The sequence below is a fragment of the Streptomyces sp. NPDC093089 genome (assembly GCF_044754405.1).
GTDB lineage: Bacteria > Actinomycetota > Actinomycetes > Streptomycetales > Streptomycetaceae > Streptomyces.
This window is the reverse complement of record NZ_JBIVPA010000012.1, coordinates 1-23,049: the sequence shown is the minus strand read 5'-3', so window position 1 is coordinate 23,049 and position 23,049 is coordinate 1. Positions and strand designations below refer to the sequence as shown.

Annotated in this window: 25 protein-coding genes; 8 read left to right on the top strand and 17 right to left on the bottom strand. The window is 71.9% G+C overall.

Going from position 1 to position 23,049, the window contains the following annotated elements; translation table 11 throughout:
• The first annotated feature begins 174 nt into the window (after positions 1–174).
• From ACIQFX_RS26880 to ACIQFX_RS26870, 3 genes are read left to right on the top strand one after another with little or no spacing between them, the layout of a single operon-like run.
• Positions 175–312, top strand: coding sequence for a hypothetical protein (locus tag ACIQFX_RS26880; protein ID WP_402468280.1), 138 nt, complete (start codon positions 175–177; stop codon positions 310–312).
• Complete coding sequence (locus tag ACIQFX_RS26875) at positions 305–1,132, top strand: MBL fold metallo-hydrolase (RefSeq protein ID WP_402468277.1); 828 nt, start codon at positions 305–307, stop codon at positions 1,130–1,132. The genes ACIQFX_RS26880 and ACIQFX_RS26875 overlap by 8 nt, the downstream gene beginning before the upstream one ends.
• A 19-nt stretch (positions 1,133–1,151) precedes the next feature.
• Positions 1,152–1,292: a hypothetical protein gene (locus ACIQFX_RS26870; protein ID WP_402468818.1), complete on the top strand. Its 141-nt coding sequence runs from the start codon at positions 1,152–1,154 to the stop codon at positions 1,290–1,292.
• Here ACIQFX_RS26870 and ACIQFX_RS26865 read toward each other — a convergent pair.
• The 3 genes from ACIQFX_RS26865 to ACIQFX_RS26855 form a co-directional block, all read right to left on the bottom strand.
• Positions 1,281–2,957: an SWIM zinc finger domain-containing protein gene (locus ACIQFX_RS26865; RefSeq protein WP_402468274.1), complete on the bottom strand. Its 1,677-nt coding sequence runs from the start codon at positions 2,955–2,957 to the stop codon at positions 1,281–1,283. The genes ACIQFX_RS26870 and ACIQFX_RS26865 overlap by 12 nt on opposite strands.
• A 477-nt stretch (positions 2,958–3,434) precedes the next feature.
• Positions 3,435–4,754 carry a class I SAM-dependent RNA methyltransferase gene (locus tag ACIQFX_RS26860; protein ID WP_402468272.1) on the bottom strand — a complete coding sequence of 440 codons (1,320 nt, stop codon included), beginning with the start codon at positions 4,752–4,754 and terminating at the stop codon, positions 3,435–3,437.
• Between the two features lie 87 nt (positions 4,755–4,841).
• The gene (locus ACIQFX_RS26855; protein ID WP_402468269.1) at positions 4,842–6,893 is read right to left on the bottom strand and encodes an APC family permease; all 2,052 of its coding nucleotides are present in this window, start codon (positions 6,891–6,893) and stop codon (positions 4,842–4,844) included.
• Positions 6,894–7,127: 234 nt separating this feature from the next.
• On the opposite strand from ACIQFX_RS26855, the gene ACIQFX_RS26850 reads away from it, so the two are divergent.
• Together ACIQFX_RS26850 and ACIQFX_RS26845 are read left to right on the top strand one after the other, a co-directional pair.
• Complete coding sequence (locus ACIQFX_RS26850; RefSeq protein WP_402468267.1) at positions 7,128–7,796, top strand: potassium channel family protein; 669 nt, start codon at positions 7,128–7,130, stop codon at positions 7,794–7,796.
• A complete protein-coding gene (locus ACIQFX_RS26845; protein WP_402468264.1) occupies positions 7,796–8,473 on the top strand; it encodes a potassium channel family protein in 678 nt (225 codons plus the stop codon). The genes ACIQFX_RS26850 and ACIQFX_RS26845 overlap by 1 nt, the downstream gene beginning before the upstream one ends.
• Positions 8,474–8,610: 137 nt before the next feature.
• Here ACIQFX_RS26845 and ACIQFX_RS26840 read toward each other — a convergent pair whose 3' ends face one another.
• From ACIQFX_RS26840 to ACIQFX_RS26825, 4 genes are all read right to left on the bottom strand, one after another.
• Positions 8,611–9,357, bottom strand: coding sequence for a DUF3159 domain-containing protein (locus ACIQFX_RS26840; RefSeq protein ID WP_402468261.1), 747 nt, complete (start codon positions 9,355–9,357; stop codon positions 8,611–8,613).
• 3 nt (positions 9,358–9,360) lie between these two features.
• Positions 9,361–9,759 carry an OB-fold nucleic acid binding domain-containing protein gene (locus tag ACIQFX_RS26835; RefSeq protein ID WP_356905934.1) on the bottom strand — a complete coding sequence of 133 codons (399 nt, stop codon included), beginning with the start codon at positions 9,757–9,759 and terminating at the stop codon, positions 9,361–9,363.
• Between the two features lie 57 nt (positions 9,760–9,816).
• Positions 9,817–10,503, bottom strand: a complete 687-nt coding sequence (locus ACIQFX_RS26830) for a response regulator (protein ID WP_362566103.1) — start codon at positions 10,501–10,503, stop codon at positions 9,817–9,819.
• 146 nt (positions 10,504–10,649) lie between these two features.
• Positions 10,650–13,196 carry a DUF4118 domain-containing protein gene (locus tag ACIQFX_RS26825; protein WP_402468256.1) on the bottom strand — a complete coding sequence of 849 codons (2,547 nt, stop codon included), beginning with the start codon at positions 13,194–13,196 and terminating at the stop codon, positions 10,650–10,652.
• A gap of 196 nt (positions 13,197–13,392) precedes the next feature.
• Here ACIQFX_RS26825 and ACIQFX_RS26820 point away from each other — a divergent pair, with 196 nt between their 5' ends.
• Positions 13,393–13,797 carry a YciI family protein gene (locus ACIQFX_RS26820; RefSeq protein WP_402468786.1) on the top strand — a complete coding sequence of 135 codons (405 nt, stop codon included), beginning with the start codon at positions 13,393–13,395 and terminating at the stop codon, positions 13,795–13,797.
• 193 nt (positions 13,798–13,990) lie between these two features.
• Here the strand turns inward: ACIQFX_RS26820 and ACIQFX_RS26815 are convergent, their stop codons facing one another.
• From ACIQFX_RS26815 to ACIQFX_RS26800, 4 genes are all read right to left on the bottom strand, one after another.
• Positions 13,991–14,719, bottom strand: a complete 729-nt coding sequence (locus tag ACIQFX_RS26815; protein ID WP_402468253.1) for an ABC transporter ATP-binding protein — start codon at positions 14,717–14,719, stop codon at positions 13,991–13,993.
• A gap of 294 nt (positions 14,720–15,013) precedes the next feature.
• Complete coding sequence (locus tag ACIQFX_RS26810) at positions 15,014–15,778, bottom strand: DUF3710 domain-containing protein (RefSeq protein WP_402468251.1); 765 nt, start codon at positions 15,776–15,778, stop codon at positions 15,014–15,016.
• A 1-nt stretch (position 15,779) separates the two neighbouring features.
• Positions 15,780–16,292, bottom strand: a complete 513-nt coding sequence (gene dut / locus ACIQFX_RS26805; RefSeq protein ID WP_366305517.1) for a dUTP diphosphatase — start codon at positions 16,290–16,292, stop codon at positions 15,780–15,782.
• Positions 16,292–16,876 (bottom strand): PaaI family thioesterase, encoded by a 585-nt coding sequence (locus ACIQFX_RS26800; protein WP_367824398.1) that lies wholly within the window; start codon positions 16,874–16,876, stop codon positions 16,292–16,294. The genes dut and ACIQFX_RS26800 overlap by 1 nt, the downstream gene beginning before the upstream one ends.
• 58 nt (positions 16,877–16,934) lie before the next feature.
• Between ACIQFX_RS26800 and ACIQFX_RS26795 the strand changes: the two genes are divergently transcribed.
• A complete protein-coding gene (locus ACIQFX_RS26795; protein ID WP_402468246.1) occupies positions 16,935–17,438 on the top strand; it encodes a DUF3093 domain-containing protein in 504 nt (167 codons plus the stop codon).
• A 113-nt stretch (positions 17,439–17,551) separates the two neighbouring features.
• Here the strand turns inward: ACIQFX_RS26795 and ACIQFX_RS26790 are convergent, their stop codons facing one another.
• The 4 genes from ACIQFX_RS26790 to ACIQFX_RS26775 all read right to left on the bottom strand — a co-directional run bounded on the left by ACIQFX_RS26790 (position 17,552) and on the right by ACIQFX_RS26775 (position 21,184).
• Entirely contained in the window at positions 17,552–18,583 is a 1,032-nt protein-coding gene (locus ACIQFX_RS26790; RefSeq protein ID WP_402468243.1) for a hypothetical protein, read from the bottom strand.
• A gap of 12 nt (positions 18,584–18,595) precedes the next feature.
• On the bottom strand, positions 18,596–18,892 hold the full coding sequence (locus ACIQFX_RS26785) for a DUF4193 domain-containing protein (RefSeq protein ID WP_003955561.1): 297 nt from the start codon (positions 18,890–18,892) through the stop codon (positions 18,596–18,598).
• Between the two features lie 395 nt (positions 18,893–19,287).
• Positions 19,288–20,526, bottom strand: coding sequence for a sensor histidine kinase (locus ACIQFX_RS26780; RefSeq protein WP_402468240.1), 1,239 nt, complete (start codon positions 20,524–20,526; stop codon positions 19,288–19,290).
• 4 nt (positions 20,527–20,530) lie between these two features.
• Entirely contained in the window at positions 20,531–21,184 is a 654-nt protein-coding gene (locus tag ACIQFX_RS26775; protein WP_017237674.1) for a response regulator transcription factor, read from the bottom strand.
• 366 nt (positions 21,185–21,550) lie between these two features.
• Here ACIQFX_RS26775 and ACIQFX_RS26770 point away from each other — a divergent pair, with 366 nt between their 5' ends.
• A complete protein-coding gene (locus ACIQFX_RS26770; RefSeq protein ID WP_017237673.1) occupies positions 21,551–21,724 on the top strand; it encodes a hypothetical protein in 174 nt (57 codons plus the stop codon).
• Positions 21,725–21,825: 101 nt separating this feature from the next.
• On the opposite strand, the gene ACIQFX_RS26765 is transcribed toward ACIQFX_RS26770, so the two are convergent.
• Both ACIQFX_RS26765 and ACIQFX_RS26760 read right to left on the bottom strand, forming a co-directional pair.
• Positions 21,826–22,626, bottom strand: a complete 801-nt coding sequence (locus ACIQFX_RS26765; RefSeq protein ID WP_402468236.1) for an inositol monophosphatase family protein — start codon at positions 22,624–22,626, stop codon at positions 21,826–21,828.
• A 9-nt stretch (positions 22,627–22,635) separates the two neighbouring features.
• The coding region (locus tag ACIQFX_RS26760) for a ferrochelatase (protein WP_402468233.1) at positions 22,636–23,049 on the bottom strand (414 nt) is incomplete at its 5' end.

Genomic DNA, 23,049 nt, shown 5'->3' with positions numbered 1-23,049 from the left:
CGAAGGCCCAGCCGGGCGACCTCCTCCACGGCGTGGCCTGGGAGTCCGTCCCGGCCGCTGCCGTCGCCGCGGCCGCCGACATCGCCGCCGGCGGCCCCGGCCGAGCCGTGGCCGTACGCCGAAGCCGCCGAGGCGCTCGGATCCCCCTTCGCCGAGGCCCTCGCCCTCGACCAGGTGGTCTCCGGCCGCCGCGCCGTCGAAGAACTCGGCTGGCAACCGACCCGTCCCCACGTCCTCACCGAACTCACCACACCCACCGCCCCCACCGAACTCACCGAACTCACCGAACTCACCGGAGGAACCCGTGCCTGACACCACCGCCCCGACGCCCCCGACGCCCCCGATCTGCCGCGGCTGCGGCACTCAGTACACCGCCCCGCGCCCGGACTGCCCCGTCTGCCTGGACGAGCGCCAGTACGTGGGCCCGGCCGGCCAGCAGTGGACGACCCTCACCGAGCTGCGCGAAGCCGGCCACACCGGCCGCTTCGAGGAGGAGGGCCCCGGCGTCCTCGGCGTCGGCGTCACCCCCCAGTTCGCCATCGGCCAGCGCGCCCTCCTCATCCGCACCGCCGCCGGCAACGTCCTCTGGGACTGCGTGCCCTACCTCGACGACGCCATGGTCCGCGCCGTCGAGGACCTCGGCGGCATCGACCACATCGCCATCAGCCACCCCCACTTCTACTCCTCGATGGTCGAGTGGGCCCACGCCTTCGACGCCCCCGTCCACCTCCACGAAGCCGACCGCTCCTGGGTCGGCCGCCCCGACCCCTCCCTCCACTTCTGGTCCGGCACCACCCACCGCCTCACCGACGAACTCACCCTCATCAACCCCGGCATCCACTTCCCCGGCAGCGCCGTCCTCCACTGGAGCACCGGCGACGGCGCCCTCTTCACCGGCGACGTCATCAACGTCTGCCCGGACAACAACTGGGTCACCTCCATGTACAGCTACCCCAACCACATCCCCGAACGCCCCACCGCCGTCCGCGCCGCCTCCACCCTCCTCTCCACCTACCACTTCGACCGCATCTACGGCGCCTGGTGGCACCGCGTCGTCCCCACCCACGCCAACAAGACCCTCACCCGCTCCCTCGACCGCTACCTCGCTTTCGAGGAATCCCCCACTCCCTGACCCCCTCCCCGGGGGCCTCGTGACACCTGACGACGAGATGGGCCGACTCCACGAGGTGCGTTCCGCCCAGGAGCACCTGGCCTACGTCACCGGAGCCGATCCGGCACACGAGGGCGAAACCCCCGATCTCCTCGGGGTCGTCACGTCGTCACGAGCCTGACAGGCCGTGGGCGTCCATCAAGCGCATCAGGTTCCGTTTCCGCTTCTGGGTGGCGCGCAGGTCGGTGATGTAAGCGGTGAAGTCGTCCGCTGTGCCGAGACGGTGGTGACAGTCGCGGATGCCCAGGAGCAGGCTGACGAGCTGTTCGTAGGCGTGGTTGCCGGTCTCGCGGGTGAGGCGGGCGACCAGGCGGAGGTAGACGGCGAGGGCGTCCGCGGGCCGGGTCGGGCGGGACCGGTCCGCGAGGGTGAGCCACTGGCCGTCGTGGGCGCCGTAATCGTCGGCTGTCCGCCAGGCGGCGTCGACGTCCCCGTCGGCCAGCAGGATGTCGACAAGGACCCGGCCGCCGCACGTGTCCGCCCGTTCGGCATCGGCGCGGAGAGCCGCCAGTGCCTTCTCGCGCTCGGTCGGCCAGCACGCGGCGGCAATGGCCGCGGCACGCAGCTGCTGGTAGGCGAGCAGGGTGCGGCGGGCTGCGAAATGGTCCCGGCGCAGGGTGACGGCGTCGGCGGGCCGGCCGGTCCGGGTGTAGCGGTCGGCGAGGTGGTCGATCAGAGCGGTGTCGACGGTGGCGAGGTCCTCGGTCTCCCGGATGCCGCGCTCGGCCCATTCCAGAGCTTCGACGGTACGGCCGGCGGTGTCGAGCTCGCGGGCGATGAGCAGATGGGTGTGACCGTTCGGCGCGAGGTCGGCGGCGTGCACGGCGATCACCGTGTCGATGTCCCGCCCCGACCTCGCGAGGCGCCGCATCAGGTGCTTCTCGGCCCAACCGGTACGGTTCGCCTGCCACGCCTCGACCGCGTACCGACGCAGGGCGGCCATCCCCCGCTCGCCGAGCAGGTCCTCGTAGTCGAGCGGGTCGACGTCCGTCAGGTCGGCCGCGGCGTCCAGCGCGTGCGTCACCAGCCAGTGCGCGAGTTCCACCAGGTCGGGGCGGGCCGCATGGCAGGCCTCGTGGTGGGCGTCGGCCAGGCCTGCGCCGATCTCCCCAAGTCGGCCGTCGGAGTCATCGACGCTTTCGACCACGGCGGCCAGCATCCCGATCGCCTCCCGGGCCAGAGCCATCGCGTCGGCCGCCCGGCCGGACGCCGTCAGTGACCGGATCGCGCTGACCGCCTGCACGGCCTGGTCGGCATAGGCGCGAACATCGGCGTACTCGACGTAGCCGTACCGGGCAAAAGGGCCACTGTCGAGCAACTCGCGGATACGCGAACGGATACCGGCCACGTCGCCGAGGGCGCTCGCCGCCCGCAGTTCCAGACGCCCCCGCAGGTTCCGGTCCTCGGCCACCTCTTCCCGTACAAGAGCAAGTAGATCGTCCCGTGACATGCCGGCCAGCCAGGCGTCGAGGCCCCGGGTCCGGTCCCGGGCAGCCTTCCGCCGGCGAGGCAGGTCGGCCTCCTGGGCGATCACCGTCAGACCGAGCGCGACCAGGTGCTTGCAGAAGTTGCCCTCCTGCCCGTACGGGCAATCGCACGTGCCCGCCGGCTTTCTGCGCCCGCCCAGAAGCAGCTCCACCTCGTACCGCTCCGTGCCGCGCACCGACGCCCTGACCCAGCCGTCACCGAACTCGACCCCGAACACCGCATCGACGTAAGCGAGTCCACGCTCGAACGAGCGCTCCCCGGCCAGCGCCCTCAACTCCGCTTCCGTAAGACCGCCCACGCCTCTCCGCGCTCCGCTCCGGTTCCGACTCCCCCAACGACCCTCACTCTAAAGGCCGCTCGGCCGACGGGCCCATCCTCGCGTCAGACCGTCAACAACCGATTCTCCGCGGTGCCTCGTGGTGACTCTGACCTCCGACCGCGGCGACCGCTTCCGGGTGGTTCTGGACGAATGCCCTCCGCAGGCACACGCATGCGCCATCGCCCTCATCAAGCGCCAAAAGGGCGAACTCGTCATCGGACGCGAGGTGCGATGGTTCACCCCGGCCGACGGTCCCGGCGTCCAAGACGTCATCTCCCGCGCATACCGACTCGGCACGAAATGGCCCCCGGCCACGTACACCCTCAGGCGCACTCAGCACTCAGCACTCGACCCGCATACGGCCCTACGGCTACTGGGGGGCCACCGTGTCAAGGCATCGCCCGTACACACATAACGCCCATCACGCCCACCCGGAGAAACACCAGGCCAGCGCCCCTACTTCGCCGGCTCCAGAATCGCCACGCACTCCACGTGGTGGGTCATCGGGAAGAGGTCGAAGGCGCGGAGGGTGCGGACCTTGTAGCCGCGGGCGGAGAAGTAGGAGAGGTCGCGGGCGAGGGCGGCGGGGTCGCAGGCGACGTAGGCGATGCGGCGGGCGCCGAGGGCGGCGAGGTGGTGGACGGTCTGCTGGCCGGCGCCGGCGCGCGGGGGGTCGAGGACGATGAGGTCGACCTCGGTGATGCCGGTGCGGGGGAGGACGGACTCGACCTTGCCCTGTTCGACGCGGACGCGGGGGAAGCCGGCGAGGTTGTGGCGGGCGTCCTCGACGGCGCGCTTGCCGGATTCGATGCCGAGGACGGCGCCCTGCTCGCCGACGCGGTCGGCGAGGGCGCCGGCGAAGAGGCCGACGCCGCAGTAGAGGTCGAGGGCGGTGTCGCCCTTGCGCGGGAGGAGGCCCTGCATGACGGCCTTCATGAGGGTGTCGGCGGCCTTGGGGTGGACCTGCCAGAAGCCGCCGTTGCCGACGCGGTGGGTGCGCTCGTCGGCGCGCTCGCGGACGAAGGCGCGGCCGTGGACGCGGTGGACGCCGCCGTCCTTCTCGTCGACGCGGAGGACCGAGACCGGCTTGTCCAGCTCCACCAGGGGGAGGCGGCCGCCGGGCTTCGGGGTCAGGATGACCTGGCGGTCGTTCGAGCCGGAGGCGGCGATGGCCTCGACGGAGGCCATGCCCTCCCAGGTGCGCTTCTCGATGCCGAGCTCGGAGACGCCCTCGGCGGCGATCATGCAGTGGTCGATGACCTCGACCTCGTGGGAGCGGTGCTTGCGCAGGCCGGCGTGCCCCTCGGCGTCGATGGCGTACTGGACGCGGGTGCGCCACTGCGGGACCTCGCCGGCGGGGAGCTTGTCGCCCTCGGCGGGCATGACGGTGCCGTCCCAGCCGGCCTGCTCGGGGGTGAGGCCGGCGAGGCGCAGGAGCTGTTCGGCGATGACCTCGCCCTTGAGGCGGCGCTGGGCGCCGGGCTTGGCGTGCTGCCAGTCGCAGCCGCCGCACTTGCCGGGGCCGGCGAAGGGGCAGGGGGCCTCGACGCGGTCCTTGGAGGGGTCGAGGATGGTGACGGCGTCGGCGCGCAGGAAGCGGGAGGTCTCCTCGCCCTCGGTGACGCGGGCGACGACCCGCTCGCCGGGCAGTGCGTGGCGCACGAAGAGGACGCGGCCGGCGTCCGTACGGGCGATGCAGTGGCCGCCGTGGGCGACCGGGCCGACCTCTACCTCGTACTCCGCCCCGACCAGCGACGTAACAGGGGTGTTCTGCATGACCGGGGACTCCAGAGGAAGTAAGGAGAGGAAGTGAGGAGGGAAGAAGAAGCGAGTGGGCTGCCGTGTGCACGGCAGCCCACCAGTCTAGTTGTTCTTGGCGGCTGGTTCCTTCTGCCGCTTCTCGACGGGGCCGCGGCGGACCGAGCCGGGCGCGTTCCACTCCTGGCGCTTCCTCGCCCGCTTCCTGGCGGCCTCGGAGGACTGGAGCTGGTACGGGACCGAGGTCACCATGACGCCGGGGGTGAAGAGGAGCCGGCCCTTGAGGCGCAGGGCGCTCTGGTTGTGGAGCAGGTGCTCGTACCAGTGGCCGACGACGTACTCGGGGATGTAGACGGAGACGGCGTCGCGCGGGCTCTCGCGGCGGATGTTCTTCACGTACTCGATCACCGGTCGGGTGATCTCGCGGTACGGGGAGTCGAGGATCTTGAGAGGGACGTTGATGCCGCGCTGCTCCCACTCCGCCTTGAGCGCCTTCGTCTCGACCGGGTCGACGTTGACGGTCAGCGCCTCCAGCTCGTTGGCGTGCATGAGCTTGGCGTAGGCGAGGGCGCGCAGGGTGGGCTTGTGGAGCTTGGAGACGAGGACGATGGAGCGGACCCGGGAGGGGCGCACGTACTCGTCGGGGCGTTCCTCGGCGGCGGCGATCTCCGCGGAGACCGAGTCGTAGTGCCGGCGGATCGCGGTCATCGTGCCGTAGAAGATCACCATGCCGAGCAGGGCGACCCAGGCGCCGTGGGTGAACTTGGTGGCGAGGACGACGACGAGGACGAGGCCGGTGAAGAAGGCGCCGAAGGCGTTGATCGCGCGGGATCGGATCATGTGGCGGCGCTTGGCGGGTTCGCGTTCCGTCTTCAGGTGCCGGTTCCAGTGCCGGACCATGCCGATCTGGCTGAGGGTGAAGGAGACGAAGACGCCGACGATGTACAGCTGGATCAGCCGGGTCGAGTCCGCTCCGTAGACCCAGACGAGGAGGGCGGCGGCGCCGGCGAGGAGCACGATGCCGTTGGAGAAGGCGAGGCGGTCGCCGCGGGTGTGCAGCTGGCGCGGCAGGTAGCGGTCCTGGGCGAGGATCGAGCCGAGGAGCGGGAAGCCGTTGTACGCGGTGTTGGCGGCCAGGAAGAGGACGAGCGCGGTGGCGGCGGCGAGGACGACGAAGAAGAACGTTCCGTCGCCGAAGACGGCGGCTGCGACCTGGGAGATGACGGGGTCCTGGACGTAGCTCTCGCCGACCGGCACGCCGTTGTTCAGCAGGTCCTCGGCGGGCTTCTCGGCCATGCGCACGTCGGTGGCCATGGCGAGGAAGATGATGCCGCAGAACATGGTGACGGCCAGGCCGCCCATGAGGGCGAGCGTGGTGGCGGCGTTCTTCGACTTCGGCTTGCGGAAGGCCGGGACGCCGTTGGAGATGGCCTCGACGCCGGTGAGGGCCGCACAGCCGGAGGAGAACGCGCGCAGCAGCAGGAAGACGAGTGCGAAGCCGGCCAGTCCCTGGTGCTCGGGCTTGATCTCGAAGTCGGCGGTGGGCGCCTTCATGGTGTCGCCGAGGACGATGCCCCGGTACGCGCCCCAGAGGATCATGATGAAGACGCCGGCGACGAAGACGTACGTCGGGATTGCGAAGAGGGAGCCCGACTCCTTCACACCGCGCAGGTTCATCACGGTGAGCAGCACGATGACGCCGACCGCGCAGGCCACCTTGTGCTCGACGACGAAGGGGACGGCCGAGCCGAGGTTCTCGATGCCCGAGGAGATCGACACCGCGACGGTCAGGACGTAGTCGACGAGCAGGGCGCTCGCCACGGTGAGTCCGGCCTTCGGCCCCAGGTTGGTGTTGGCGACCTCGTAGTCGCCGCCGCCGCTGGGGTACGCGTGCACGTTCTGTCGGTAGGACGCGACCACCGTGAACATCAGCACGACGACCGCGAGCGCGATCCACGGGCTGAAGTGGTAGGCCGACAGACCGGCGACGGAGAGGACGAGCAGCACCTCGCCGGGTGCGTACGCCACCGAGGACAGCGGGTCGGAGGCGAAGACGGGGAGGGCGATGCGCTTGGAGAGAAGGGTCTCTCCGAGCTTGTCGCTGCGCAGGGCCCGCCCGATCAGGATCCGTTTGGGCACGTCGGTCAGTTTGGACACGGAGAGGATCGTAAGCGTTCGAAAAGAGCCACGCGCACCGGCACCCCCGATCGGCACCGAATCTCCCTGAGTACCACCTCGGATGCGGTCCCGGCCAGCGTTGCCGCATAAGCTCGGACCGGGCAACCCGGCAGGGCGTTGCCCGCCGCGGCCCGGGCGTGTCGGGCGAGGAAAGTTGTGAGCAGGGTGTTTTCGCAGGTCAGCAAGGCGATCAGGAGTGCGGGGTAAGGGGACGTGCACATCGTCATCATGGGCTGCGGGCGAGTGGGAGCCGCTCTCGCGCAGACCCTCGAACAGCAGGGGCACACCGTCGCGGTCGTGGACCAGGACCCGACGGCTTTCCGTCGTCTGGGGTCGGGTTTCGGCGGTCGGCGCGTCACGGGCGTGGGCTTCGACCAGGACACGCTGCGTGAGGCCGGGATCGAGGAGGCCGGTGCCTTCGCCGCGGTGAGCAGCGGCGACAACTCGAACATCATCGCGGCGCGGGTCGCGCGCGAGATGTTCGGCATCGAGAACGTGGCGGCGCGGATCTACGACCCGCGCCGCGCCGAGGTCTACCAGCGCCTCGGGATCCCGACGGTCGCGACGGTCCGCTGGACCGCCGACCAGATGCTGCGCCGGCTGCTGCCCTCCGGCGCGGAGCCGCTGTGGCGTGATCCGAGCGGTGGCGTGCAGCTCGCGGAGGTGCACACCTCTCCGGCGTGGATCGGCCACAAGGTGAGCCGGCTCCAGGAGGAGACGGGCGTCCGCGTCGCCTTCCTCACCCGGCTGGGCGAAGCGGTTCTGCCGACCTCGCAGACGGTGCTCCAGGAAGGTGACCTGGTGCACGTGATGATGCGTACGGACGAGATCGCGAAGGTCGAGGAGGCCTTCGCCGAGGGTCCCGAGGAGGGCGGTCACTGATGCGTGTCGCTATTGCGGGCGCGGGTGCGGTGGGCCGTTCCATCGCGGGCGAGCTGCTGGAGAACGGGCACGAGGTCCTGCTCATCGACAAGGCGCCGACCGCCATCTCGGTGGAGCGGGTGCCGCAGGCGGAGTGGCTGCTCGCCGACGCCTGTGAGATCACCTCGCTCGACGAGGCGGCGCTGCAGCGCTGCAACGTGGTGATCGCGGCGACCGGCGACGACAAGGTGAACCTGGTCGTCTCGCTGCTCGCCAAGACGGAGTACGGCGTGCCGCGCGTGGTCGCCCGGGTGAACAACCCGAAGAACGAGTGGCTGTTCAACGAGTCCTGGGGCGTGGACGTCGCCGTCTCGACGCCGCGTCTCATGTCGGCCCTGGTGGAGGAGGCGGTGAGCGTCGGCGACCTGGTCCGGCTGCTCCGCTTCAGCCACGGCGACGCGAACCTGGTCGAGCTGACGCTCCCGCCGGAGTCGGCCGTCGCCGGTACCGCCGTCGGGGACGTGGCCTGGCCGCAGGACACCTCGCTCGTGACGATCATCCGCGGTTCGCGGGTGCTGACGCCGAGCCCCGAGGAGACCCTGGAGGCCGGCGACGAGCTGCTGTTCGTGGCCGCGCAGGCCCGTGAGGAGCAGCTGGAGGACCTGCTCCAGGTCCGCCGGGAGACTCCCGAGTCCTGATCCGCGCGTACGGGCGTGGTACGTGGAAGGGCCCGGAACCCCTCGGGGTTCCGGGCCCTTCCACGTGCCGGGGCTCAGGCTCCGGGTGGCTCTGCGCACCGGGGCTCAGACCTCCGGGCAGCTCCGCGTGCCGGGGCTCAGGCCTCCGGGTGGCTCTGCGCGGCGGCGGCCTTGCGCTCCTTCTCGGCGCGCTCCTCGGCCTCCATCTCGGCGAAGACGTCGATCGGCGGCGGGGCCTTCGCGAGGAAGACCCAGGTGAGGTAGACCGCGAGCAGGAACGGCGGGATCTTCAGGGCGACGAGGACCCAGCCGAACTTGGTGGTGTCGGCCCACCAGTACATCGGGAAGAGGATCGCGCACTTGCCGAGCAGGATCAGGCCCCAGGCCCAACTGGCCTTGGTGTAGGCCTTCTTGCGGCCCGGGTTGCGGGTGCGCCAGGAGAGGTTCTCCTTGAAGACCGGGCCGAGGATCAGGCCGATCAGGGGCACCCCGGCGAGCGCGGTGACGATGTACGCGAGGGCGAGGCCCAGGGTGTACAGCATGCCCGGCAGGTAGAAGTCCTTGGCGTTGCCCGTCATCATCGCGAAGACGACGCCGAAGGCGACCCCGAAGACGCCGCTGAACGCGTGCTTGACGGTGTCGCGGCGGATCAGCCGGACGGCGACCAGGACCAGCGAGACCGCGAGCGCGGCGATCGCCGAGACGTGCAGGTTCTTGTTGATCGTGAAGATCGTGACGAACAGCAGGCCGGGCACGACCGTCTCGACCATGCCGCGCACGCCGCCGAAGGCCTCGAAGAGCGCGGCCTCGGTCACGGCCCTGTCGGCCTGGGTGTCCTGGTCCGGGGTCGACTGGGCCGCCGTCGGCTTGTCGAGGGACGTCACCGGCTACTCCTGTCCGAGCGGTCGCAGCTCGTATTTGGGGTTGAAGAGGACCCGCCGGCCGTGGCTCATCGAGATCCGGCCGGAGGCGATCAGCTTGCGGCCGGGTTCGATGCCCACGATGGAGCGGCGGCCGAGCCAGACGACGTCGAGCGGTGCCGTGCCGTCGAAGAGTTCGGCCTCCAGCGCGGGTACACCGGCCCGGGGACGCAGCGTGACCGTGCGCAAGGTACCAGTCACCTTGACTATCTGGCGGTCGGAGCAGTCGGAGATACGTGTGCACCCCGACGCTTCGGCGTCCTCCTGGAGCTCCTCCGACTCCAGGTCCTCCGGGGAGGAGGAGAGCCGGTCGAGCATCCGGCGGAACCTGCCGACCGGCTTCTCTGTACGTGGTGCAGCACTCATACAGAAAGCGTACCGGCCACCGCTGCCACCGAGGTCGGGCCCGGACGACCGGTCCGTTCACCGTTCGAAGCGGTACCCCATGCCCGGTTCGGTGACGAAGTGGCGCGGGTGCGAGGGGTCGGCCTCCAGCTTGCGGCGCAGCTGCGCCATGTACACCCGGAGGTAGTTGGTCTCGGTGCCGTACGACGGTCCCCAGACCTCCTGGAGCAGCTGCTTCTGGCTGACCAGGCGGCCGCTGTTGCGGACGAGCACTTCGAGGAGGTGCCACTCGGTGGGGGTGAGCCGGACGTCCCGCCCGTCGCGGTGGACCTTCTTCGCCGCGAGGTCGACGGTGAAGCCGGCGGCCTCGACCACGACGACGCCGTCCTCGGCGCCGCCGACCGGCTCGGCCCTGCGCACGGCCGCGCGCAGCCGGGCGAGGAGCTCGTCCATGCCGAAGGGCTTGGTGACGTAGTCGTCGGCGCCCGCGTCGAGCGCCTCGACCTTCTCGTCGGAGGTCTGGCGGGCCGAGAGGACCAGGATCGGCACCCTCGTCCAGCCGCGCAGGCCCTTGATGACCTCGACTCCGTCCATGTCGGGCAGGCCGAGGTCGAGGACGACGACGTCGGGGTGGCGCTCGGCGGCGAGCTTGAGGGCGGTGGCGCCGTCGGGCGCGGCGTCGACCTCGTACTTCCGCGCCTTGAGGTTGATCACCAGGGCACGGACGATCTGCGGCTCGTCGTCGACCACGAGGACCCGGGTCATGGAGGGGGCCTACCTTCTGCAGAGACCTGCTGTACGGGAACGGGCGCGGGGACGGGGTGTGGTGCGGGGGCGGGGTGGTGCGGATACGGGGACGGGCGCGGGAGCGGATACGGATACGTGCGAGCGGCAGTGGCGCCGGCGCGGGTTCAGGTCACGGCGTGCGCCGGGAGGTCGGCGGGCGGGGCCGGGGGCCCGCCGGGCGCGGCCCGGAGGGTGAGGACCATGGTGAGGCCGCCACCGGGGGTGTCCTCGGCGCCGAGCGTGCCGCCCATGGACTCCACGAAACCGCGGGCCACCGCGAGCCCGAGGCCGACGCCGGAGCCGCGCGGGGCGTCGCCGAAGCGCTGGAAGGGCTCGAAGATGCCGTCCTTGGCCTCGTCGGGCACGCCGGGACCGCGGTCCACGACCCGCAGTTCGACCCGGTCGCCCAGGGTGCTGGCGGCGACGGCGACGGGCACGCCCTCGGGGCTGTACTTGACGGCGTTCTCGACGATGTTGGCGACGGCCCGCTCCAGGAGTCCCTTGTCGACGGCGACCATGGGCAGCGACTCGGGGATGTCGAGCTCGGCGCTGCCGTCGGGGACTCCCCCGAGGGCCATGGGGACGACCTCGTCGAGGTCGACGGTCCGGATCAGGGGGGTGACGGTGCCGGTCTGGAGGCGGGACATGTCGAGGAGGTTGCCGACGAGGTGGTCGAGGCGGTCGGCGCCGGCCTCGATGCCCTCCAGGAGTTCGGCCCGGTCCTGCTCCGACCATTCGACGTCGTCGGAGCGGAGCGAGGAGACGGAGGCCTTGATGCTCGCGAGGGGGGTCCGCAGGTCGTGGCTGACGGCGGCGAGCAGCGACGTGCGGATCTTGTTGCCCTCGGCCTGTTTCCTGGCCTCCTCGGCCTCGCCGACCAGGCGCTGCCGGTCGAGGACTACGGCGGCCTGGGCGGCGAAGGCGCCGAGCACCCGCCGGTCCTCCGCGGGCAGCACCCGGCCGCTGAGGGCGAGGGCCAGGTGGTCGCCGACGGGCATGTCGACGTCGGCGTCATCCGGCCGCGCCGCCGGGTGGGGCCCCACGCTCGCCGCCCGTGTCCACGGCTCGACCTCGTCGACGCGCTCCAGGAGGGCCACCGACTCCATGGAGAAGGTCTCGCGGACCCGTTCGAGGAGGGCGTCCAGGCTGGTCTCGCCGCGCAGCACACTGCCCGCGAGGTAGGAGAGGACCTCGGACTCGGCGCGCAGCCGGGCCGCCTGGTGGGTGCGGCGGGCGGCGAGGTCGACGACCGAGGCGACCGCCATCGCGACGCCGAGGAAGACGGCGATGGCGACGATGTTCTTGGGGTCGGCGACGGTGAGCCGGTGGATCGGCGGGGTGAAGAACCAGTTGAGGAGCAGCGAGCCCGCGACGGCCGAGGCGAGCGCCGGCGCGAACCCGCCGAGGAGGGCCGCGGAGACCGTCAGGGCGAGGAAGAGCAGCATGTCGTTGGCGAGCCCGAGATCGGCGTCGACATGGGTGAGGAGCAGGGCGAGGGCGGCGGGTCCCGCGACGCCGACGACCCAGCCGCCGAGGATGCGGGAGCGGCCGAGCCGGGCGCCGCGCGCGACCGGCAGGCCCCGCCCCTTGGCCACCTCGCCGTGGGTGACGATGTGGACGTCGAGGTCGGTCCCGGAGTCCCGGGCGACGGTCTGGCCGACGCCGGGCCCGAACACGTACTGCCAGGAGTGGCGGCGGCTGGAGCCCAGCACGATCTGGGTGGCGTTGACCCCGCGGGCGAACTCCAGGAGCGCGGAGGGAATGTCGTCGCCGATGACGTGGTGGAACGTGCCGCCGAGGTCCTCGACCAGGGTCCGCTGGACGGCGAGCTCCTTCGGCGAGGCCGAGGTGAGTCCGTCGCTGCGGGCTATGTAGACGGCGAGGACCTCGCCTCCGGCGCCCTTCTCGGCCAGCCGGGTGGCCCGTCTTATCAGGGTGCGTCCCTCGGGTCCGCCGGTCAGGCCGACGACGATCCGCTCCCGTGCCTGCCAGGTCGAGCGGATGTTGTGCTCGCCCCGGTACTGCTGGAGGTACTCGTCGACCCGGTCGGCGGTCCAGAGCAGCGCCAGCTCGCGCAGGGCGGTGAGGTTGCCGGGGCGGAAGTAGTTGGAGAGGGCCGCGTCGACCTTGTCCGAGGTGTAGACGTTGCCGTGGGCCATGCGGCGCCGCAGTGCCTCCGGGCTCATGTCGACCAGCTCGATCTGGTCCGCCCGGCGCACGATCTCGTCGGGGACGGTCTCCCGCTGCCGCACCCCGGTGATCGACTCGACGACGTCCCCGAGCGATTCCAGGTGCTGGATGTTGACCGTCGACACCACGTCGATGCCGGCGGCGAGGAGCTCGGCGACGTCCTGCCACCGCTTGGGGTTCCTGGACCCCGGCACGTTCGTGTGGGCGAGCTCGTCCACCAGGGCGACGGCGGGCCGGCGTGCCAGGACCGCGTCGATGTCCATCTCGGGGAAGGCCGTCCCCCGGTACGCCAGGGTGCGGCGCGGCACCTGCTCCAGGCCGTGCAGCATGACCTCCGTGCGCGGCCGTCCGTGGTGTTCCACGAAGGCCACCACGCAGTCCGTGCCGCGCTCCACCCGCCGGTGCCCCTCGGAGAGCATCGCGTAGGTCTTGCCGACGCCCGGCGCAGCGCCGAGGTAGATCCGAAGCTTGCCGCGTCCCATGGCTCGACCATACGTCCAGCCAAACGGACATTCCGCGCACGGGGAGGGGCCCCGGTGCGGTATTGACGTGATTCTGATGTCGATTCCGTCGGCCCCGGATGTCGAGAACGCCGGACCGGCTCCGACCTCACCGTGACAGTGACCCCGGGCGCCGCCCGGGACGTGACGCGCATCCGAGGAGCACCCCGTGAAGTACATGCTGTTGATGCAGTTCAACGCGCAGAGCCTCGACGTCCCCTCGATCGGGGAGTGGCAGCCGGAGGAGGTCCGGGCGCACATCGCGTTCATGCGGACCACGAACGAGAAGCTGGCGGCGGCGGGCGAGCTGGTCGACGCGCAGGGGCTCGCGATGCCGGAGACGGCGCGGATCGTCCGGGCGGCCGCGGACGGCTCGGCCCTGGTGACCGACGGCCCCTTCGCCGAGACGAAGGAGTTCCTGGCCGGCTGGTGGATCGTCGAGGTCCCCTCCCAGGAGCGGGCCCTGGCCATCGCGGCCGAGGTCTCGGCGGCGCCCGGCCCCGGCGGCGCCCCGATCAACATGCCCATCGAGGTACGCGAGGTCATGTCCGAGCCCCCGGCGGAGCTGGGCGCGGAGGGCTGATCCTCACGGGGCGGGCCCCTCGGGCGGAGGGCTGATCCTCACGGGGCGGACCCTTCGTCCCGGAGGGCTGAGCCTCCCCGGGGCGGACCCCTCGCGCGGAGGGCTGATCCTCCCGGGGCGGGCCCCTCGACGCGGAGGGCTTCCCAGGGCGGGCGGCCCCATCCGGGCCCGCCCGCCCGCCGCGCACGGTCCCTCAGAGCTCGACGATCTCGCCGTCGCTCAGCTCCAGGACCCGGTCGGCCAGGACCAGGAGCTGGGGGTCGTGGGTGGCGACCAGGGCCGTACAGCCCTCGCTGCGGACCACGGCGCGCAGCAGCTGCATGACGGCGAGGCCGGTCTCGGCGTCCAGCTGTCCCGTGGGTTCGTCGGCTATCAGCAGGGCCGGCTTGTTGGCGAGGGCGCGGGCGATGGCGACGCGCTGCTGCTGACCGCCGGAGAGCTCGCCGGGCCGCTGCTCGGCGTGGTCGGCGAGCCCGACGAGGCCGAGGAGCAGGGCGACCCGCTCCTCGCGCTCCTTGGGGTCCGCCTTCCGCAGGCGCATCGGCACGCCGACGTTCTCGGCGGCGGAGAGGATGGGGAGCAGTCCGAAGGACTGGAAGATGAAGCCGATCCGGTCGCGGCGCAGTTCCAGGAGCCCGCTCTCGCCGAGCGTGGAGAGGTCGGTGCCGTCGATGACGATCCGGCCGCCGTCGGCGCTGTCGAGGCCGCCCACCAGGTTGAGCAGGGTCGTCTTGCCGGAGCCCGAGCGGCCCTTGAGCGCGACGAGCTCGCCGCGCGGGATCTCGAAGGAGACACCGCGCAGGGCGTGGACGGCCGCCTCGCCCGTGCCGTACGAACGGCGCAGGTCCTCGACGCGGACCATCGGCAGGGCGGCCGGGTCCTCGGCCACGGCCGTCGCGGACCCCGTGCTGCTCTCACTCACCTGAGTTCCCCCTCCTCGAACATGTGCGCCCGCCAGTATGGTCCGCGGTCGCCCCCACGGCCAGAGCCGGAGGCCGGCCCTGTGGAAAACGCTTGCCGGAACGGCCGGTGGGCCGTTTCCCGTACGAAGGCGTACGGGAAACGGCCCACCGGGCGAAGCAGGGGTGCCCGGCGGAGTCGGGGTGGACTCAGCCGGTCTGAACGAACATGCCCACGGAGTCGGGGTGGACTCCGCCGGTGCGAACGAGCGTGCCCGGCGGAGTCTGGGGAACTCCGCCGTTCGAAACGAGGGTGCTCAGCGGATCTCGGAGATCTCCGGGCCGCGCTGGAGCTGTCCCATGCCGCCGGAGAAGCGGGAGTTCTCCTGCTCCTCCTGCTGCACGCCGTCCGGCACCATCTGCGCGTCGTTCGGCAGCTTGAGCACGATCGGGTCGCGCGGGGCCATCGGGCCGTCGCCGCGGACGACGACGGTGTCCCGGACGATCTGCTCCAGGAGTCCGGCGGCCTCGGGCTGCACGGCGCCCTGCCCGGAGATCACTCCGCGCAGGAACCAGCGGGGTCCGTCGACGCCCACGAAGCGGACCAGCTGCACACCGCGGTTGCCGTCCGGCAGCTGTACGGGCACCTGGGCCCGCAGTTCCCAGCCCAGGGGACCCTCGACCTCATCGATGACACCGCCCTGCTGGACGATGCCCGTGGCGATCTCGTCGCGGACCTCGCCCCAGATGCCCTCGTTCTTGGGGGCGGCGAAGGCCTGCAGCTGTACGGCGCTGTCGCGCAGCACGACGGTGGCGGCGACGATCGCGTCACCGGCCACCTCCACCCGCAGCTCCATGCCCTCGACTCCGGGCACGAACACGCCGCCGAGGTCCACGCGGCCCTCGTCGGGCTTGGCCACCTCGGAGATGTCCCAGGGCCCGTCGGGCCGGGGCGCCGGCGGAAGGTTCACACGGCGCGGGGCCGCGTCGTCCGCGTCCTCGCCGTCCACCGCGTCGACGACCTGCTCGGCCTCGCCCGCCGCGTCCTCGGCGGCACCGCTCTTCTTGCGACGTCCGAACACGTCACTGTCCTTCCCGGTCGGATACGACCGAAGCGTATCGATTCCCACCCGTAGTGCCGTCCACGGCGGCATGACCGCCGGTGGACCCGAAGCCCCCCTCGGCCCGCGCCGAGCCGGGAAGTTCCGCCACCTCGTGGAAGCGCACCTTCTCGACCTGTTGGACGACAAGTTGGGCGATCCTGTCGAATCGTTCGAACCGCACGGTCTCGCGCGGGTCGAGATTGACCACGATCACCTTGATCTCTCCACGGTACCCGGCATCCACCGTCCCCGGGGCATTCACCAGCGCCACTCCGCAGCGGGCCGCGAGACCGGAGCGCGGGTGCACGAAGGCCGCGTACCCGTCCGGCAGGGCGATGGAGACCCCGGTGGGCAGCACGGCGCGCTCGCCGGGGGCGAGCTCGGCGGCCTCGGTGGTCACCAGGTCCGCCCCGGCGTCGCCGGGGTGCCCGTAGGCCGGGATCGGCACCTCCGGGTCCACGCGGCGGATCAGTACGTCGACAGGGTTGCGCATCAGGGGTTCACCTCGAAGGCGCGGGCGCGCCGGACCTGGTCGGGGTCGGACATGGCGGCCTGGATCTCCTCCGGGCGGCCGTTGTCGATGAAGTGGTCGACCTTGACCTCGACGAAGAGGGCGTCGGCGCGGACGGCGACGGGGCCCTCGGGCCCGCCGATCCGGCCGACCGCGGTCGAGAAGATCTTGCGGCCGTGCACGGCGGTGACCGCGGCCTCCAGGTGGAGCACGGTGCCGACGGGGACGGGCCGGACGAAGTCGGTCTCCAGGCGTCCGGTCACGGCGATGACCCGCAGCAGCCAGTTCAGGGAGCCGAGGGTCTCGTCGAGCGCGGTGGCGAGCACGCCGCCGTGCGCGAGGCCGGGGGCGCCCTGGTGGTCGGGGGTCACCGTGAACTCGGCGGTGACGGTCACGCCCTCGCCCGCCCGCGCCTCCAGGTGCAGGCCGTGGGGCTGCCCGCCGCCGCACCCGAAGCAGTACTCGTAGTGCGCACCGAGCAGCTCGCCGGGGGCCGGCGCGTCGGGGTGGCGTACCGGCGGTATGGCGTCGGCCGGCGGGGTGAGGGCGGCAGATGTTGCAGTCACAGGCGCAGACCTTACCCGCGCGGATGGGCGCCGGTCGCGCCGTGCCAAGCTTGGGCGCATGCAGCCTTCCGCACCGTCCCCGACCCCCTCCCCCGCGCCCTCCGCCGCGCCGCGCTTCGACGAGCGGTTGACGGCGCCCCGCTCGTGGTGGGTGATCGCGGGTCTGATCGGTCTCTCCGGCGGCCTGATCATGTTCCCGCTGGGTACGGTCCCGATGCTGGGCGGCCTGATCGTGGCGACGGTCCTCGCCGGGATGGGCGTCTCCTCGTACGGCTCCGCCCGGATCCGGGTGGTGGCCGGTTCGCTGGTGGCGGGCGACGCGCGGATCCCGGTCGCGGCGCTCGGGGCGGCCGAGGCGCTCGACGCGGAGGAGGCGCGCGCCTGGCGCACGCACAAGGCCGACCCGCGCGCCTTCATGCTGATGCGCAGCTACGTGCCCGGGGCGGTACGGGTCGAGGTGACGGACCCGGCGGACCCGACGCCGTACGTGTACCTGTCCAGCCGCGAGCCGGAGGCGCTGGTCGCGGCCCTGGAGGCCGAACGGTCCGGCGCCGAGGACTGACGGCCGGCGGCGTCTCGACCCCAGGGGCCCTTCGGGGCCCCTGGGTCGTCCGTGCCGTCGTCGGGGGCCGTTGCCGACCCGATCGACAACCGGCCCGATCGGCAGGGCGCCCCCTAGAAGCCCAGTTCCTTGGGGTTCTCGGGCTGCTCCAGGGGAGGCAGGTCGCGGAGGGCGTCCCAGGGGATCTGGCGGGCGCGCAGGTCCTTGCGGATGCGGGCGGCGAGCTTCTTGGTGTCGCGGCGGTTCATGACCGCGCCGACGGCGGCGCCGACCATGAAGGGCATCAGGTTCGGCAGGTTGCGCACCATGCGTTTCATGATCTGCTGGCGCAGCTCGCGCTTGAGCTGGCCGCCGAGGGCCGCGTTGACGGTGGTGGGCTTGGTGGGGTCGATGCCCCGCTCCTCGGCCCAGGAGGCCAGGTAGGCCGCCGAGCGCTGGGTGATCCGGCCGGGGGGCCGCAGTCCGTAGACCTCGTGCAGCTCGGCGATGAGCTTGAGTTCCACGGCGGCGACGCCGGTGATCTCGGCCGCCAGTTCGGCCGGCATGGCCGGGGGGACCGGGAGCATGGCCGCGGCGCCGATGCCGGCGCCCACGGTGGAGCTCGCGTTCGCGGCGCCCGTGACGAGCTTGTCCGCGAGCCGTTCGGGGTCGAGCCCGGGGAACTGCTTGCGCAGGGTCGCCAGGTCGCGGACGGGGATCCGCGGGGCGAGGTCGATCAGCCGGTCGGCGAGATAGCCGATGCCGGCCTTGGCGCTGTCGCCGCTGCGTCGCACGCCCTGTGCGACGCCGCGCCGGACGGCGTCGATCCGTTCGGAATCGATCCTGATCTTGTCGAGCCGGGCCCGCGCGGGGTCGGCGAGGCGCTTGACGGCGCCGAGGCGTCCGTCCTGCCGCGCCACGTCGTGCCCGCCGGTCCGTCCCGCCTCCTGCTCCGCCGGCGCTGCCGGGTCGGACTCGGCCGCCGCCTCGAGCGAGGCCGCGAGGCCTCGCTCGTCGTCACGTGCGCCGAGGGAGGGCAGGGATGCGGCCTGCACGGCTTCGGGAGCCTCCTGGGCACCCTCTGCCGGGCCTGAGCCGCCCTTGTACGCCTCACGGCTCCCGGGGAGCCGCAGACGCCGCTTCCGGGACGGGGTGTCGCCTGCCACGGCCGGGCGACCTCAGTCGCAGTCGCGGCAGATCGGCTGGCCGTTCTTCTCCCTGGCCAGCTGGCTGCGGTGGTGCACGAGGAAGCAGCTCATGCAGGTGAACTCGTCGGCCTGCTTGGGCAGGACCCGGACGGCCAGCTCCTCGTTCGAGAGGTCGGCGCCGGGAAGCTCCAGGCCTTCGGCGGCCTCGAACTCGTCGACGTCGACGGTCGAGGTCGACTTGTCGTTCCGGCGGGCCTTCAGTTCCTCAAGGCTGTCCGAGTCGACGTCGTCGTCGGTCTTGCGTGGGGTGTCGTAATCCGTTGCCATGTCGCTCTCCCCCTCTGGGTGGTTGCGGTGTCTCCAGCGCACGTAACGCGTGAGAGGTCGGACTTGTGCCCGACCTGAGGCGGAGATTTTGCCTCACATCAAGGTCTGTTACTCAATCGACACCCGTCGCACGCTCTCGCGAGTGATCGGCTTCGGGTGGCGAACCGGACCGTACACGGTCCTCCGGGCGCCCTACACAGGCGCCACCCCGTGTACTTCCCGTCATTCCGGGCCCCGGAAACCCGGACTTTTCCTGGTTTTCCGAGGGATTTCTCGGTCACGGAGAGTGGAGGTCCGGACACCCCCTCCTGTGATCGATCACACATGAGCGTCTCAGAATCAGGGCCCCGGAATTCCGCGCAAAGCGAACGGAACCGGTCGGCTCGTGCAGTGTGTCAGATCGGCAGAGTGACACGCATCACGAGACCTCCGCCCTCGCGGGGCTCCGCGATGATACGGCCGCCGTGGGCGCGGGCCACGGATCTGGCGATCGACAGGCCGAGACCGACCCCCTTGTCGCTGCCGGTCCGCTCCTGGCGGAGCCTGCGGAACGGCTCGAAGAGGTTGTCGATCTCGTACGCGGGAACGATCGGCCCCGTGTTCGAGATGACCAGGACCGCCTGGCCGTGCTCGGTCTCCGTCGAGACCTCCACCCAGCCGTCGTCCGGCACGTTGTACCGCACGGCGTTCTGGAGCAGGTTCAGCGCGATCCGCTCCAGCAGGACGCCGTTGCCCTGGACGACCGCGGGACCCAGCTCGCGCCGGATCTCCACGCCCTTGGCCACGGCCTCGGCGTGCGTCTGGTCGATCGCCCGGGAGGCGACCTCGGCGAGGTCGACCGCCTTGCGCTCGATGATCTGGTTGTCGCTCCGGGCGAGCAGCAGCAGGCCCTCGACGAGCTGCTCGCTGCGCTCGTTGGTGGCGAGCAGCGTCTTGCCCAGCTGCTGGAGCGCCACGGGCGCCTCGGGGTCCGAGACGTGGATCTCCAGCAGGGTGCGGTTGATCGCGAGCGGGGTCCGCAGCTCGTGCGAGGCGTTGGCGACGAACCGCTGCTGCGCGGTGAAGGCCCGCTCCAGGCGCTCCAGCATCTCGTCGAAGGTGTCGGCGAGCTCCTTGAGCTCGTCGTCGGGGCCGTCCAGCTCGATCCGCCGGGCCAGGTCGGAGCCGGCCACCTGGCGGGCGGTGCGGGTGATCCGGCCGAGCGGCGAGAGCACCCGTCCCGCCATGGCGTAGCCGAAGGCGAAGGCGATGATGCTCAGGCCGAGCAGGGCGAACAGGGAGCGGCGCAGGAGGTCGTCGAGGGCCAGGTCGCTCTGGTGGCGCAGGCAGACCGAGACGGCGTCGTTAAACTGCTCGCCGGTGCCCGTGTTGGGCAGCTGGCACCAGGAGGTGGTCGGCTGCACCTCACCCTTGACGATCTTGAACGGCAGCTGGGCCGCGCTGTCGCTGAGCGCCTGCGCCGTGAAGAGGTAGATGATCGACAGCAGCAGGATGCCCGCGATGAGGAACATCCCGCCGTACAGCAGCGTGAGCCGTATCCGGATGGTCGGGCGCAGCAGCGGCCTGACCGGGTCCCGGGGGTCCCAGGTCGGTTTCGGTGGCGCCTGCGGGTGGGGCGCCGGTGTGGTGGCCATCAGGTCAGATCCGGTACCCGGAGCCGGGCACGGTGACGATGACCGGCGGCTCGCCGAGCTTGCGGCGCAGGGTCATGACGGTGACGCGCACCACGTTGGTGAAGGGGTCGGTGTTCTCGTCCCAGGCCTTCTCCAGGAGCTGCTCGGCCGAGACGACGGCGCCCTCGCTGCGCATGAGGACCTCCAGGACGGCGAACTCCTTGGGCGCGAGCTGGACCTCCTTGCCCTCGCGGAAGACCTCGCGGCGGTTCGGGTCGAGCTTGATGCCGGCGCGCTCCAGGACGGGCGGGAGCGGCACGGTCGTCCGCCGGCCGAGGGCGCGCACGCGCGCGGTGAGCTCGGTGAAGGCGAAGGGCTTGGGGAGGTAGTCGTCCGCGCCGAGCTCCAGGCCCTCCACGCGGTCGCTGACGTCGCCGGAGGCGGTGAGCATCAGGACGCGGGTGGGCATGCCCAGCTCGACGATCTTGCGGCAGACGTCGTCGCCGTGGACGAGCGGGAGGTCGCGGTCGAGGACGACGACGTCATAGTCGTTGACGCCGACCCGCTCCAGGGCGGCGGCGCCGTCGTACACGACGTCGACGGCCATGGCCTCCCGGCGCAGTCCGGTGGCCACCGCATCGGCGAGCAGCTGCTCGTCCTCGACGACGAGTACGCGCACGTCGTTCTTCCTTCCCGTCGAGCCGCTGTCCGGGGTGGGGACCGGCTGGATTCCGCGCACTGACTGTGCGTGTCCATCCTGCCCCGTACGCGCGTAAACCGGCTGTAAGGCGGTCGTGCGGGCGCCGGGGGCGGGTGGGTGGTGAGCGGGGGGCGCGCGGCAGGGCGCGAAGAATTCACCTGATTCACGGGCCAGTTGAGGTTTCTGTGAGGAAGGGGCTGGGGAGGACGACTGCACACCCCGTGATCACGCCCTGTATGTGGCGCGCGCCACCTGACGCTCCCTGTCCCCCAGGGGCCACAGTGTGTGATCCACCCACCCTCGGCACACCCCCGTGCCACCGGACCCACGACGAGGGGGCGCACGATGGACGCTTTCACCGCAGGACTGCTGCACCGCATCAGGACCACGCAGACGGACCTCACGCGAGCTCGTGAGACGGGCGACGACTACCTGGCGGACGTCGAGCAGGCGGAGCTGGACGACCTGCACCGCCTGGCCGCCGAGCACGGCGTGGAGGTCGCCGCGCCGGGCGTCTGACCCGTCTCCACCGACCGACCCGCAATCACGCCCGTGCACGCACGAGGGCCCCGGCGCCGCTCCCGGCTCCGGGGCCCTCGTGCGTCCGCCTCGCGGCCGCGCTAGTCGTGCCAGGCCCCCAGCTCCTCCAGGAGCTCCTGGAGGAGCCCGAAGAGCCCGGGGGAGGCCGCGAGGGTCAGTTCCCCGGACGCCGGCTCCCCGGGGCGGCCGCCGGTCAGGGCGCCCGCCTCGCGGGCGATGAGCGCCCCGGCGGCGAGGTCCCAGGGGTTGAGCCCGCGCTCGTAGTACGCGTCGAGGCGGCCGGCCGCGACGTCGCAGAGGTCGATGGCGGCCGAGCCGCCGCGGCGGATGTCGCGGACCATCGGGATCACGTGCCGGGCGACGTCCGCCTGGTGGGCGCGGCGGGCCTGGACGTACCCGAAGCCGGTGCCGAGGAGGGCCTGGTCGAGCGTGGGCGAGGGGCGCGCGGCGAGGCGCCGGTCCCCCTCGTACGCCCCGCCGCCGAGGACCGCGCGGTAGGTCTCGCCGCGCATCGGTGCCTCGACCACGCCGACCACGGTCTCGCCGTCGCGTTCGGCGGCGATGGAGACGGCCCAGGTGGGCAGGCCGTACAGGTAGTTCACGGTGCCGTCGAGCGGGTCGATGACCCAGCGGATCCCGCTGGTGCCGGGGGTGGCGGCGCCCTCCTCGCCGAGGAGACCGTCCTGGGGCCGGTGCTCGGCGAGGAAGCCGGTGATCAGCTTCTCGGCGGCGATGTCCATCTCGGTGACCACGTCGATGGCGCTGGACTTGGTCTTCGCCACCGCGAGGTCGTCCGGGCGGCCGTCGCGCAGGAGGGCGCCGGCCCGCCGCGCGGCCTCCAGGGCGAGGTCGAGCAGTTCGGTGAGCAGGGGGTCGGTCACGCTGTCTCCTTACGCGTACGGGCTGTCGGCTCCGGCGGCGGCCGGCCGTTCGGCCCTGGCGGGGCAGCAGCCGATCGGGCACAGGTCGTGGGAGGCCCCGAGGGCGCCGAGGGCGCACCGCTCGGTGCGGATCCCCCGCTCGCGGGCGGCCCGCTCCAGGACGAGCTCGCGGACGGCCGCGGCGAAGCGGGGGTCGGCGCCGACGGTGGCGGAGCGCCGGACGGGCAGGCCGAGCTCGGCCGCCTTCGCCGTGGCCTCGGTGTCGAGGTCGTACAGGACCTCCATGTGGTCCGAGACGAAGCCGATCGGGACCATGACGGCGGCGGGAACCCCGGCGCCGTGCAGCTCCTCCAGGTGGTCGCAGATGTCGGGCTCCAGCCACGGGACGTGGGGGGCGCCGCTGCGGGACTGGTAGACGAGCCT